The sequence below is a fragment of the Psychrobacter sp. MES7-P7E genome (assembly GCF_002863645.1).
Lineage (GTDB): Bacteria > Pseudomonadota > Gammaproteobacteria > Pseudomonadales > Moraxellaceae > Psychrobacter.
The window spans coordinates 1-13,071 of record NZ_PJBU01000085.1 but is presented as its reverse complement, the minus strand read 5'-3'; the positions used below and the strand labels follow the sequence as shown (position 1 = coordinate 13,071).

The following is a 13,071-nucleotide window of genomic DNA, read 5'->3' as shown; positions in this document are numbered from 1 at the left end:
TAGCCTGACGATAATATACAAATGGTCGGTTTTTCTGTAGTCAGTTAAACCGACCATTTAATCAATGACGTTACGGACGTTACGCATATAAAGACAACTCGATCAAAAATATAAGGCGATTGACCATTATGGAAATGCTGAACTCTACAGAATTAACCAGAGAAACTGCCATACAAACGGCTCAAAACGAAGTTGTATTAAATGCCGCTTATATCAATGGTGACTGGGTTACGATTGAAGCGCTCGCGACCGATTCTGGTGATGCAAGCTTTGATAATACGAATAATCATGCGTTGTATGATCCAAATTCAGGTGAGGTGATTGCAACGGCACGCTTATGCACCAGTGCTCATGTAGAGCAGGCAGTCGAAGCAGCTGATGAAGCCTTTGCTAGCTGGTCACAGACTAGTGTAAGTGAGCGTGCTCGCTATCTAAATGCAATTGCAGAGTCTATGGAGCAGCAATTCGATAAGTTGGTTGGGCTGTCTGTATTAAACAACGGTAAGCCAATTGAAGAAGCAAAGATAGACGTAGGGGACGCCATTGCTTGCTACCGTTATTATGCCAATCTCATCACAGAGCAGGCAACGTGGTCTAAGGTCTCAACGCTTGAGTCAGGCATTCGTTTGTTAAAGACATACTCGCCAGTGGGTGTTTGTGCGCTGATTACCCCTTGGAATTTCCCAATGGTGACGACTTCTTGGAAGCTGGCACCTGCGCTAGCGGCAGGATGTACCGTGCTATTGAAACCGTCTGAATTGACATTATTACCAGAGCTTATGCTAGGTAATATCCTATCGGAAATTGGCTTGCCAAAAGGGGTGGTTAATATCTTACCAGGTGCTGCCGAAGTGGGCACTGCTATGACCAGTCATCCACTGATTGACAAAGTATCGTTTACTGGTAGTAATATAGTCGGTGAAAAGGTGATGGCTCAAGCAGCAAAAGGCATCAAAGACATTAGCCTAGAGTTGGGTGGTAAGTCTGCCATCGTGGTCTGCGCAGATGCTGATATTGACTACGCTTGCGATTTAATCATTGGCGGTATATTTACCAATGCAGGTCAGATATGCTCGGCCACGTCGCGTTTGGTTGTTCATCAAGATGTCGCTGAGCAGCTGTTTGAGGCATTAAAAGTCAAAACGGAAAGTCTGCAAATTGGTGACGGTTTTGCGACAGAGACGCAAATGGGTCCATTGGTGAGCGAGCAGCAGCTGAATCAAGTTAAAAAATTCTTTGATATTGCGACAGCTGAAAATCTAAATTGCTTAACCGGCGGTCAGTTGTTAGAAGCATCTGGCTATTTTGCAACGCCAACTGTCTATACGAGTGTGCCAACGACCAGCCAGTTATGGATGGAGGAAGTGTTTGGGCCTGTATTAGTCTGTACAGCCTTTACTGACGACGCAGAGGCTATTCGCCTAGCCAATGATAGCAAGTTTGCTCTAGCAGCAACCATCGTGAGCGCCGATGAGACTAAAGCACTTGAGATGGCACTCCAAATAAAAGCCGGACATATTTGGATTAACGAGCAACAAATCGTATTACCAGAAGCAGGCTGGGGCGGATTTAAGCAAAGCGGTATTGGCCGTGAGTTGGGCGGTGATGGCTTGTCCGCTTATCAAAAGAGTAAGCATGTATTGCTGACTCATTAACCAGATTTTCACGTTTCTCGCTAGCCGTTATAAAGATTTGCACCTAGCTATCATTAAGGTTGTTGATAGCTAGGTCGCGCTCTAACATTACGTTTGTTTACCAGTGCGTTTGTTATATTAACTTTACTGTTATGCCCATTCAGGATAAAATTGAGCAATCATTCAAGTTTTATAGCCGTGCCCATTTTTATATGAGGTCACGGCTTTTTAAATGGGGCACATTATGTCACGCACCGCACTTTACAACCGTCATGACGCCTTGGAGCGTGCGCTACAGCTTTTTTGGCAAAAGGGCTTTCATGCCACCTCACTGAAGGATATCGAACAAGCGCTTGATATGCGTCCAGGCAGCATTTATGCCGCTTTTGGAAGTAAAGACGGCTTGTTTCAAGAAGCGCTAGAATACTATGCGCGTCTAGGATTGACCGAGCTTGAGCGAGTATTGAGCCATCATGAAACGCCTTTATTAGGACTGGCCGCTTATATACGTCAGCTTGGCGGGATTCGTGATAAAGCGTTACCGAGCCGAGCCTGCATGTTGGTCAAGAGTTTACTAGAGCTGGGCGCGCGTGAGCAGACAGCGTTAACCAAGGTGGAAATGCTGCTGGCAGGTATGGAGACACGTTTTATAGAATGCTTTAAGGAAGCGCAGAATGTCGGTGAGATGGATAGTGAGCTTGATCCGGTTAGGCTTGGACGCCGTCTACAGGCAGAAGTTATGGGGCTACGTGCCTTTGCCCAGCGTGACATAGAGAGCTCGACGGTACACGCCCTTGCTGAAGATATGGCTTTATCTATAGAAGCACTGCGACTCGATGATTCAGTAAATGCTTAGCGGTATGATTATGATGGCTGGGTTTTGATATGGTGTATATCTTCAAATGTTTACTTGGTAGATTCGAGCTCCTTGAGGGTATGATACCCACCATGTATACGAGTAAAAATAGTAACAGCGCAGGCAGTAGCAAAGATACCAGCAAGTAGCACAAAATGCTGAGGCCAAATGCAAAGAGCAATAAAAAGAGCAATAGTTTCGGTGCCTTCGGTGAGACCATTAAGATAGTAAAAGCTTTTATATTTAAACTGCGGCTTGTCCAATTTAAATTTTTCTGCAGAAATTGCAAAGGCCAAAAAGCTCGAACCTGTCCCGATAAATGCCGCTAATAACAACGCACCTGCAATAGCATTTTGTGCAGGGTTGGCCAAAATAAACCCAAGTGGCACAGCGGCATAAAACAAAAAATCAAGCGTGATATCTAAGTAGCCGCCAGCGCTTGAGCTTTGCTGTGCGTAGCGTGCCATTGCGCCATCAAGTCCATCAAAAATACGATTCAATATTATCGCTGCCAGCGCGCCATACCATAGCTTAAACGCGAGTAGTGGTAATGCCAATATACCAACTAAGAATCCAGCTACCGTAAGCTGATCAGCCGTGATGCCGAGCTTATGTAATGTCGCTACTATTGGGGTTAGCAGCGGCTTGATGACGGGCGTAATAAACTTGTCTAGCATGCGAGCTGCCTTTTGTATTTTGCTTGTTTTGATACTTTGTTTGGGTATTTAGCGTTAATATTTGACTCTGATATCTAAAATTATCGTCCTACATAAATAACTTTGCCATTGGCTGCTTCAGCGTCACTTTGGTCGTGCGTGACCATAATAGCAGGCAACTTATGAGTACGAATCTGATCGAATACCAATTGTCGCGTATCCATTCTCAATTGAGTATCAAGTTTGCTAAACGGCTCATCAAGTAGTATCGCTTTGGGCTCACTCAGCAGCGTGCGCAGTAGGGCGACACGTGCTTGTTGACCACCTGATAGATTATCAGGATGACGATCTCCCATCCCCTCTAAACCCACTTGCGCTAAAGACTGCGCTATTTTTTTAACTCGCTGTTTTTTGTTTCCTTTTGGCATGGCAAAAGCAATATTGCCTGCGACTGATAGGTGCGAAAACAGCAGTGCGTCTTGATACAGAACACCAATACGGCGCAAATGCGCAGGCAGGTGAGTCACATTTTTATCGTTTAACCAGACAGTACCCGTCGCGGCAAAATCACTCGCCAAAGTGCCTGTTAGCCAGTTTAGTAAGCTGGACTTGCCACTACCAGAAGGGCCCATCACGGTTAGGATGTCGCCACCAGCGATGTGCTCATTGATACTCAATAACTGCTCGTTTTGACGAAACAGTTGTAAGTCTTTTATCTGTAGAGATGATGGCATCAGGAACCCTTTATTTGTATTTTTCACGACTGATTATTTTAATGTTTGATAACGTTTGCTTTTGTTTGTGACCAGCCTGCTATCGTGCGCCACTTCTAAAAAAATATTTGGGTAGCATCCAAGCCAATATAAAACCTATAAGCGGTAGCGCCATTTGCATAATCGCATAGACAGCACTGGTACGCCGACTGGCACCATTCGCCAGTGTCACTGCTTCAGTCGTGATAGTGGCAATACGTCCGCCACCTGCCAATAGAGTTGGTAAATACTGACCAAAGCTGATCGCTAGACCGAGTGCTATAGCAATCAAAATAGGGGCAAATAGCTGCGGCAGTTTTATCTGAAAGAACACTTTAATTGGTGCAGCGCCAAGGCTGGCGGCCACATGAGCGAAACGAGGATCTAGGCGTCGATAGCTACTGGCCAGTGATAAAAACACGTACGGTAGCACGAATAAAAGATGGGCAAATGCCACATTAAAAAATTCTGATTGATGATTGGCCAACTGCTGTAACCATACTAAGCCGAATAGAAACGCAATACTTGGCACTAGTAGCGGTAAGTAAATAATAAAACTGGTGAAGTGTGACAATGGTTTAGCACTTAATTGCTCAGCTTCCAAGCATAGCAGAGTCAGAAAAACAGCAAAGGCAGTACTGACGGCCCCAATGCTAAGTGTATTGACCAGTGGTGTGCTCATTTGAGTAAAGGCATTTTGAAAATGTAGTAGCACGAATTGCTCTGGTAGCATCGCCGGAAACCGCCAAAACCCTGCAAATGCCCATAACACAAGGCCGGCGAGTGACAGCAGCATAAAACCAATCACGCCTACGGTAAGTATAGCGGTGACTTTTTGCCAAATAGCATCTGCATAATGACGTTTGCCATTAACTGATGAAACATTAAATATTGCTTTGATCGTTTTTTCGCCGCCCAGCCAAAATGCAACTAAACCTGCTGTCAGTACGAGTTGTAATAATGCGCCTGCTGATGCTTTGATACGCAATGTCAGGTCGACATCGTTGAACCATTGTATGATAGAGACGGCAAGCGTTGGCGGTGTATTAGGACCCAATATCAATGGCATCTCGACACTCGCACTGGCATAGGCCAACACGGCCAAAATCGGTAAACGTAGAAAAGGATATAACAAGGGCAAGACCACCTTAAAAAAAGCAGTAATTGGGTAATAACCTAAATTGAGCGCAACAGTATATTGTTGGCGCAATTTTTTGCCAAGTTCAGGCTGAGCAAGCGCGCCCAGTGCCATTAATAATAAAAACGGCAGCTCTTTTAAGGTTAAACCTAAGATGATACTGATACCGTATGGATCATGTGGAAACATACCATCGGGTGCCATCTCCCAACCAGTTAGCCACGGGGAGATGAGCCGTGCAAACATACCTGACGGCGCAATCAAAAACCCAACGGCAATGGCTGCAGCTGCATGAGGAATGACTAAGATAGGACTTAATAAATGCTCAATACGCTGCAACCAAACACTGTTAAAAAACGCAGCCAATATCATCAGGGCAATAACAAAAGCGAGTAGGGTGCTGATAAGTCCTGTAGCAAGACTTAACGCAGCCATCTGCGTGATGCCAGGCGTTTGCCATAGGTCTATAAACCCTTGCAGGTTCAAGGTTGTTTTTTCTAGGGCAGGAACCCAGCTTAGGGCAGGCAACAGTACACAGATAAGGCCACAGAGTACGGGTAGTATTAATATGATAATTAAGAGTTTGGGACTAAAAGACACGATACGCGTAAACAGGTCTTTTTTCTCAAGCGTAATAGGTCTAGGACTATCACCTTTTTTCGTTATTTTATCAAAACCTTGGCTCATGGACTCACCCCATAACGTGCTTGCCAGCCTTGCTGAATGGCCTCTACCCAACTTGGATGCGGCTCGCTTACCGTGCGTTTGACACTATCAAAGGGCAGGGCGCTTGGATGGGGCTGCTTGGTTTTGAATAACGCTTGTTGTGCAGGGCTAAGCGTAGATTGGACCAGTACGCTTTTGTCACCCCATACCGAAGGGGTTTGTTTTTTTGCTTGGGCTTCTGGACTCATTAAGAAGTTGGCTACTAATTGTGCCGCCTGAGGGTGGCTGGCATTATAAGGGATAGCGACAAAATGAGTATTGCTTAAGCTGCCGTCACTCATCGCATAGCTGCGAATGCTCTGGGGTAAGTCATAACGCTGTACGGCTGCAGGAACTTCTGGTGCTGAAAAGGTAAAGGCCAGACTCAGCTCAGTATCATCGACCAAGCGCCGCATCTGCGCACCTGTCTGCACGAACTGCTCGCCATTACGCCATAAGGTTGGATGAAAACCATCCAAAAACGCCCATAGCGGATCTAATATGAGCGCGGTGTTTTCTTCAGTGGCAGGCAAGTTGAGCTGTACGCTAGTGTTTTTACCCGTTTGAGCGTCTTTTTGTTCATGCAGCATAACTAAGACGTATTTTAAGAAACTCATACCCAAAAAATCAGGCGGTTTGGGGTAGCTAAAGCGGCCAGGGTTTTTTGCTGTCCAAGTGGTCAGTTCAGTTAGCGTTGTTGGCGGTTTACTGGTCGACAAGCTGTCATAATAAAACGTCAGAGAGGCTTGTCCCCACGGTGCTTCCATACCGTTGGTCGGTACACCAAAGTCAAAATTTACGGTTGGATTATTCTTTGGATCAGTCAACGCAAAGTTGGGCAGTTTATTGGCCCATTGTTTAAGTAATAACGAGTTTTCACTCATGGTGGCAAAGTTAGCACCATTAATCCAGACCAAATCAACACTGCCTTGGTTGTCATTATGAGCAGATTTTTCTGCGAGTACACGACTGACTGCTTCACTGGTGTCACTCAATTTGACATGGACTAAGTTGATATTATATTTATCATCGACTTGATCGGAGACCCATTGTAGATAAGCGTTAATCTGTGGATCACCGCCCCATGCATAAAAGTAAATATCTTGGTTGCTGCCTTTGGCTTCTATCTGCTGCCAAGGTGATAGGTCTTGGTTAATATTGGCAGTAGTTGGCGATGCTGTGCTTGCTGATATACCAATACAAATGCTCATCACCATAGCGTAGGTGCTATATCGCGTAAGACGTTTGAGCATCGGTAAAGCGGTAATAACGCGCATTCAAGTTTCCGTTATGATTTAAATGTTAGTAAAGCCGGTAAAGATTTCATAGTCTGCCATGTCAAACCAAACAGATATCACAAAATCTAAACCAGCTTTATTGGAGTCTTTTAACACTTTGCTGCTTGCGTCATTTAATGACGCTGATCAGCAAACTGTTCTTAATTAACTGATATTAACTAACTATCATTAACTAACCGCGACGCCACGTATGGTATTTTTCCAACCAGCTTAATACGGTCTCAGGCGCATTAGCACGTTTCCACTCACCAGCTGCGTATTTGTTGCCTTCTGCCCAAGTCGGGTAGCTATGAATGGTGCCCAATATTTTATTGAGACCCAGACCGTGTTTCATGGCCAGTACAAACTCTGCGATTAGGTCGCCTGCATGTTCAGAAACCACCGTAACACCCAATATTTTGTCTTTACCTTTTGGCGTGATGACTTTGATAAAGCCTTTAGCTGCGCTATCCGTAATGGCACGATCCAGCTCTTCAAACTCAAAACGAGTAATCTCGTAATCGATGCCTTTATCAATGGCTTCTTGCTCGTTAATACCGACACGAGCGACTTCTGGGTCGATAAACGTAACCCACGGAATCACACGATAATCTACTTTAAACTTTTTCAGATTGCCAAATAAACCATTCACGGCGGCGTACCAACCCTGATGGGCAGCGACATGAGTAAACTGGTATGGGCCAACGATATCGCCTGCAGCAAAAATATTAGGATATAACGTCTCGAGATATTCGTTGGTCACGATAGTACGATTGGTTTCGATACCTAGTGCCTCTAAACCATAACCTTCAAGGCGTGCGCTACGACCAACGGCACAAAGTAGCTCATCATACTCGATATCGATTTCTGTTTCATTGTGTTTGACGATAATGTATTTTTTGCCATCACGCATCTCGCAGCGCATTGCTTGATGTGAGGTCAAAATATTAACACCGCTATCAGTAAGCGATTGGTGAGCAAAGGTAGACACTTCAAGGTCTTCTTTACCCATAATGCGATCGCTCATCTCAATTTGCGTCACATTAGAACCCAGCCGAGCAAAGCTTTGCGCAAGCTCGCTACCGATGGGGCCACCGCCCAGTACGACGAGCTTCTCCGGGGCTTCTTCTAGCTCAGCAAATTTGATCCATAGCGTGTCACTGGTCACGTAACCTGTTTCTTCTATACCTGGCAGAGGTGGTACAAATGGACGAGCGCCAGTGGCAATGACAATGGTGCGCGCTGTTAGGGTCTGCATGCCGCCGTCATTTAGCTGAATTTCTACTGTCCACGGGTCAACTAATTTGGCATAGCCTTTGACCACATCGACGCCTAGATTGGTATAACGCTCAACGCTATCGTGCGGCGCAATATCAGCCACAACTTGCTGTACGCGTGCCATCACTTTTTTGAATGAAAACTGCGGTACAGTGTTCTCTAGACCGTAGTTTTCCCCATGACGAATTTGGTCAGCGATTTTTGCGCTCTTAATGATGGCCTTACTAGGTACACAGCCATAATTTAGACAATCACCGCCCATCTCACCTGCTTCAATCAGTGTGACTTTCGCTTTTACCGCGGCGGCAATGTAGCTTGTGACCAATCCGCCAGCGCCAGCGCCAATCACAATCATATTGCGATCGAACTTTTTAGGTTTGGTGTGGTTTTTATAAACACGGCGTTTTTTAAACATATTCAACACTCCTTTTGCTATTAAGGGGAAGAAACCTAATAACGCAAACGAGACAATTAAGTTGAAAGATAAAATACCCGATAAGCTGTCTATCTGTGCCAGCTGTGTCCCTGCATTGACGAAGACAAAGGTCCCAGCCAGCATACCGATTTGACTGACCCAGTAGTAAGTCCATGTTTTAATAGACGTTACACCCATCAATAGGTTAATCAAAAAGAATGGAAATATGGGTACCAGACGTAAGGTAAATAAATAAAATCCACCTTCTTTTTCGACGCCTGCATCAATAGCTGCCAACCGCTCAGGAAAGCGCTGTTTGATGGTGTCACGCAGTAAATAGCGCGATGCCAAGAAGGCAATGGTAGCACCAATACTCGATGCAAATGACGCAACGAGTAATCCCTGAACCAAACCAAATAGCGCACCAGCGGCTAGCGTCAGAATCGCAGCGCCTGGTAAGGAGAGGGCAGTGACGACAACATATAGTAAGAAAAATCCACCGATAATCAACAGCGGTGACTGCGCTTTGTATTCATTAAATTGCGCCATCGACCCTTTTAAGCCATCAAGCGTCAATAATTGATTTAGGTCAAAATAAAAAAAACTTGCCGCTAATATCAATATCAATAGTATTAAAAATATTCTTTTAATCATGAAAAATCCGGCCAAATAAGGGAGCGAAAGCTAAAACAGTAGTCATTGCTCAAACAGTAGAATACTCATTGTCTAAGTAACAGAATTCGAGTAACTATATTCAATAAAAATTGGCGATCAAAGCTAATTGTCTGAATCGCCTAACTACGATAAAAAAATGAAGTCGGCAGTCTTGATAGTATATACATTATGTCTTGTTGTCTGACATTTATACGACTGAAGCAATAAGCACTGCTGCCAACAGTTATACTGGAGACGTATTTTTACCCAATGTTAGGGTGTCATAGTCTCTCATTAAGAATAGCGCCAAACAGGCTGCCAGCATTGGCCATGCAGCAAAGAACAATAAGTTATCAAAAGGCGTTAGATAAAGACCAAAAGATGCAAACGTAGAGGCGGCATGTAGCAATAAAATGATGCCGTATGTCCACTTTTTGAATAGACCCATGACAAACGAGAAGATAAGAATGATTTGTAAGCTACCAATAACGTAAACAATAGTAATGCCCAAGTTTTCCAATGCATAGAATTTAGCAAACACATTGGCGGCATGCTCAGGATTTACAAATTTGTCGACTGTCCAAAAGAAAAATACGATGAAAACACCAAGGCGAAGAAATAATAGTGAGAGTGGCAAGTGTTTTGGCATGAATTATCTCTTTTTGAGAAAAAGCAAAAGTGAATTGGAACAAATTAAGCAAATAAAATGGGCACGATGGCACCGAACTATCAGGTAATAAACACAGGTAAAGTATGAATAATATTGAGTGATTACTCAAAAATAAACAAAGTATTACCACCATATGTGCTGAAAATGCATTGTAGTAGTTATTGAATAACTGTTCAAGTTGGTTGTATCTATGTTCTGGCAATTATGTAGCTGGGTTACTTTCTTTAACTAAACCAGCAATGTTAGGTTAAAGAAGCCTGATTTATGTACCTTTGATTGAGCCTATCGACACATTTGACGTTTATTTTGCGCTATAAAGATTTGCCTAACCTGTATAAACGCAAAAAGCCCTTTATAGAACATAAATTCTATAAAGGGCTTTTGAGGGGATGCTTAGAACACTATAGTAAAGCCAGCAGCAGTAGAATAATGCCTTACCACATCAAGTCATCTGGAATTACATAAGCAGCATACGGATCGTCTTCTGCCAATGCTTCTTCGGCAGTGTCGTTGGACACAACCATAAAGCCTTCCATTTTTGAATCAATACGATCCGCCAATGGGCGAGGCAGTAGCGCGTAGCTTTCTTCCAAGCGTGCGATGACTACGTGACCGGCCACGATTTGATCGTAGAGTTTCTGAGTGATAGCGATTTTCTTTACTTTGGATTCATCGACAAACTGATAGCTAACCTCACCTTCTGTCTCAGTAATTTGATGCTGCTTAATCATTTGGACGATATTGGCCTTTAATGCTTTCTCTTCCAATACGCGCTGTTTTTCTTGATTAAGCTTTTGATCTTTTTCTAGCTTTTGAGCTTGCGCCTCTGCCAACGCTTTTTTTGCTTCGACGCTTTCTGAGTCACCAGTACGCTTGGCATGTTGCGTTTGTTTGCTGATTTTTTTGGCCTTTTTGCTATCAACCAAGCCAGCCTTTAATAATTGAGCCTGTAGGGCATTTTTTGCCATAATCCAATCACCTAAATAACGATACCGAAATCATAAATGCTAAAAAATACATTGTAGCAAACTTTGCTAGCGCATGTGGTCAGACGATGATAAGACTTTATATATAGCTGAATTTCAGTCTGCGGTGAGCCATATACAATGCTGACGGTAACAAATTGCAACTATTGCAAAAGGGTCGCACACATCGCTGGATGAAGCCGTGTAAATTAGTTATTATCAAATGAAGGGGTAAATTTACTTTATAAGATAATTTTTAAAAGATAACTATTATGAAGTAAATGAAACATACCCTAATCCCTAATTAAAGAGCATAAGCTAAAGAGTATAAAACAGAGAAAATAAGCCAAAGAGCATAGCTTGGTCAGAACTAACAAGCTGTATAGGATTAAATAATTAAATTTAAGGACAGATTATGACAACATCACAGCACATTTTGGCCTGTATTGACGGCTCGGCAGTGACTGAATCGGTTTGTGACTATGCAGCATGGTATGCCAGTAAATTAAACGTACCTGTTGGGTTATTACATGTCAGTGATGTGCCTGCTTCAGTTAGGCGTGACTTGTCAGGCGCGATAGGCATCAATAGTCGTCAGTTTTTATTAGAAGAGTTGTCCCAATTGGATGAGCAAAGAGCAAAAGTCGTCAACAGCTACAGCAATGCGTTGGTACAAGATGCCAAAAGTCATATTCAAAGCAGTTTCGCTGATGTCAATGTTCGCGTTTATCAACGCCACGGCAAACTGCTTCCTAGTATTGAGCATTTCAAAGAAGAAAATCGTGCGATTGTAATGGGACGACGCGGAGAAGATCATAAGAACAGTCGGATCAATATTGGTAGTCAGATTGAGACGGTCGCTCGTGGGTCAGATATTCCCATATTGATTTGCTCAGAGAAATTTGAAGAGCCAAGCTCTTATATGATTGCCTTTGATGGTAGCAAAACCTCTATTAAAGCGGCACGAATGGTGTCAAAAAGTCCATTATTAAAAGGTCTAAAAGGCCATATCGTGATGGTAGGTAATCAGAATGACGCCGCCAAGCAAAGTATGAGCGCCGCCGCTGCACAGTTAGAAGATACAGGGTTTGTCGTTGAAGCACATCACTTATCTGCTTCTGATGCGGTAGATGGGTTGTTAAAGTTTCAGGTAGAGAACAATGTCGACATTATGGTGGTGGGTGCGTACGGACATTCGAAATGGCAGCAACTGTTTCTTGGTAGTACAACGACAGAAATTATCGCTAGCACGTTATCGCCGGTCATTCTAGTGCGGTAATAACGTCATATATTTATGTTTATCGTCTAGGGCGTGTCCTCAGTTTTATATTGTGGGTACGCCCTAATCATTTAATACCTTTGGAATACTTTATGCTAATTAATGCAGATTTTTCACAACGTGCTTCACTGGCCCCCGAAGCACATCAATGGATTAAGTCACCACAAAATGGTGTGGAGCGTGTGATGCTTGATCGTGTAGGCGCGGAGAAGGCTCGCGCTACCAGTCTTGTGCGTTACGCGCCAAACTCTTACTTTCCGCATCATCTACATCCAGGCGGCGAAGAGATTTTAGTATTATCAGGCACTTTTTCTGCAGATGACACTCATTATCCAGCAGGTTGGTATCTACGTAATCCGCCGACTTCAGGTCATCGGCCTTATAGTGATGAAGGTGCTGTTATTTTCGTCAAGTTACGGCAAATGTCGTCTGACGAAACGCAGCACGTGGCTATCGACACTTATGACGATGCTAATTGGCAACAACAAGGTAGTCGTACTGTCTGCCCGCTTTTTTCCGATGGGGTAGAGCACGTTAGTCTACAGCGTATCGATGCAGGCGAGTTATTATTCACTGAGACAGTTCATGGCGGTGCAGAAATATTAGTTATAGCAGGCAAGCTAATAGAAGGTGAGCAGGTATATCAGCAGGATAGTTGGATACGCCTACCGATAGATGCAAATGTACAAATAAAGGTAGGAGCAGAGGGCGCAACAATATATCTAAAAACTGGACATGTTAATCATGTCATTGGTTTGGAGGTTGAAGAAATTTAAATAATGCTTATTAATT

Annotated in this window: 11 protein-coding genes; 4 read left to right on the top strand and 7 right to left on the bottom strand. The window is 43.7% G+C overall.

Features of this window, described 5'->3' with window-relative positions:
* Positions 1-128: 128 nt before the first annotated feature.
* Positions 129-1,655, top strand: coding sequence for an aldehyde dehydrogenase family protein (locus CXF62_RS06180; protein WP_228153183.1), 1,527 nt, complete (start codon positions 129-131; stop codon positions 1,653-1,655).
* Positions 1,656-1,878: 223 nt separating this feature from the next.
* The gene (locus CXF62_RS06175; RefSeq protein WP_102093370.1) at positions 1,879-2,490 is read left to right on the top strand and encodes a TetR/AcrR family transcriptional regulator; all 612 of its coding nucleotides are present in this window, start codon (positions 1,879-1,881) and stop codon (positions 2,488-2,490) included.
* Positions 2,491-2,540: 50 nt separating this feature from the next.
* On the opposite strand, the gene CXF62_RS06170 is transcribed toward CXF62_RS06175, so the two are convergent.
* From CXF62_RS06170 to CXF62_RS06140, 7 genes are all read right to left on the bottom strand, one after another.
* A complete protein-coding gene (locus CXF62_RS06170) occupies positions 2,541-3,167 on the bottom strand; it encodes a CDP-alcohol phosphatidyltransferase family protein (protein WP_102093369.1) in 627 nt (208 codons plus the stop codon).
* An 80-nt stretch (positions 3,168-3,247) separates the two neighbouring features.
* Entirely contained in the window at positions 3,248-3,880 is a 633-nt protein-coding gene (locus CXF62_RS06165; protein WP_102093367.1) for an ATP-binding cassette domain-containing protein, read from the bottom strand.
* Between the two features lie 79 nt (positions 3,881-3,959).
* Positions 3,960-5,723, bottom strand: coding sequence for an ABC transporter permease (locus tag CXF62_RS06160; RefSeq protein ID WP_102093365.1), 1,764 nt, complete (start codon positions 5,721-5,723; stop codon positions 3,960-3,962).
* A complete protein-coding gene (locus CXF62_RS06155) occupies positions 5,720-7,018 on the bottom strand; it encodes an ABC transporter substrate-binding protein (protein WP_102093364.1) in 1,299 nt (432 codons plus the stop codon). Before CXF62_RS06155 ends, CXF62_RS06160 begins: the two co-directional genes overlap by 4 nt.
* A 193-nt stretch (positions 7,019-7,211) precedes the next feature.
* On the bottom strand, positions 7,212-9,365 hold the full coding sequence (locus tag CXF62_RS06150) for an FAD-dependent oxidoreductase (protein ID WP_102093362.1): 2,154 nt from the start codon (positions 9,363-9,365) through the stop codon (positions 7,212-7,214).
* Between the two features lie 244 nt (positions 9,366-9,609).
* On the bottom strand, positions 9,610-10,014 hold the full coding sequence (locus CXF62_RS06145) for a hypothetical protein (RefSeq protein ID WP_101205259.1): 405 nt from the start codon (positions 10,012-10,014) through the stop codon (positions 9,610-9,612).
* A gap of 455 nt (positions 10,015-10,469) precedes the next feature.
* Complete coding sequence (locus tag CXF62_RS06140) at positions 10,470-11,003, bottom strand: DUF2058 domain-containing protein (protein ID WP_102078489.1); 534 nt, start codon at positions 11,001-11,003, stop codon at positions 10,470-10,472.
* A gap of 412 nt (positions 11,004-11,415) precedes the next feature.
* On the opposite strand from CXF62_RS06140, the gene CXF62_RS06135 reads away from it, so the two are divergent.
* Together CXF62_RS06135 and CXF62_RS06130 are read left to right on the top strand one after the other, a co-directional pair.
* The gene (locus tag CXF62_RS06135; protein ID WP_102093361.1) at positions 11,416-12,279 is read left to right on the top strand and encodes a universal stress protein; all 864 of its coding nucleotides are present in this window, start codon (positions 11,416-11,418) and stop codon (positions 12,277-12,279) included.
* A gap of 92 nt (positions 12,280-12,371) precedes the next feature.
* Positions 12,372-13,055 carry a cupin domain-containing protein gene (locus CXF62_RS06130; RefSeq protein ID WP_102093359.1) on the top strand — a complete coding sequence of 228 codons (684 nt, stop codon included), beginning with the start codon at positions 12,372-12,374 and terminating at the stop codon, positions 13,053-13,055.
* Positions 13,056-13,071: the final 16 nt, after the last annotated feature.

Excerpts from the sequence above, each read along its gene's own strand:
- CXF62_RS06180 (WP_228153183.1), top strand. The coding sequence starts at position 129 with ATGGAAATGCTGAACTCTACAGAATTAACCAGAGAAACTGCCATACAA.
- CXF62_RS06155 (WP_102093364.1), bottom strand. The coding sequence starts at position 7,018 with ATGCGCGTTATTACCGCTTTACCGATGCTCAAACGTCTTACGCGATAT.
- CXF62_RS06135 (WP_102093361.1), top strand. The coding sequence starts at position 11,416 with ATGACAACATCACAGCACATTTTGGCCTGTATTGACGGCTCGGCAGTG.
- CXF62_RS06160 (WP_102093365.1), bottom strand. The coding sequence starts at position 5,723 with ATGAGCCAAGGTTTTGATAAAATAACGAAAAAAGGTGATAGTCCTAGA.
- CXF62_RS06145 (WP_101205259.1), bottom strand. The coding sequence starts at position 10,014 with ATGCCAAAACACTTGCCACTCTCACTATTATTTCTTCGCCTTGGTGTT.
- CXF62_RS06170 (WP_102093369.1), bottom strand. The coding sequence starts at position 3,167 with ATGCTAGACAAGTTTATTACGCCCGTCATCAAGCCGCTGCTAACCCCA.
- CXF62_RS06130 (WP_102093359.1), top strand. The coding sequence starts at position 12,372 with ATGCTAATTAATGCAGATTTTTCACAACGTGCTTCACTGGCCCCCGAA.
- CXF62_RS06140 (WP_102078489.1), bottom strand. The coding sequence starts at position 11,003 with ATGGCAAAAAATGCCCTACAGGCTCAATTATTAAAGGCTGGCTTGGTT.
- CXF62_RS06165 (WP_102093367.1), bottom strand. The coding sequence starts at position 3,880 with ATGCCATCATCTCTACAGATAAAAGACTTACAACTGTTTCGTCAAAAC.
- CXF62_RS06175 (WP_102093370.1), top strand. The coding sequence starts at position 1,879 with ATGTCACGCACCGCACTTTACAACCGTCATGACGCCTTGGAGCGTGCG.
- CXF62_RS06150 (WP_102093362.1), bottom strand. The coding sequence starts at position 9,365 with ATGATTAAAAGAATATTTTTAATACTATTGATATTGATATTAGCGGCA.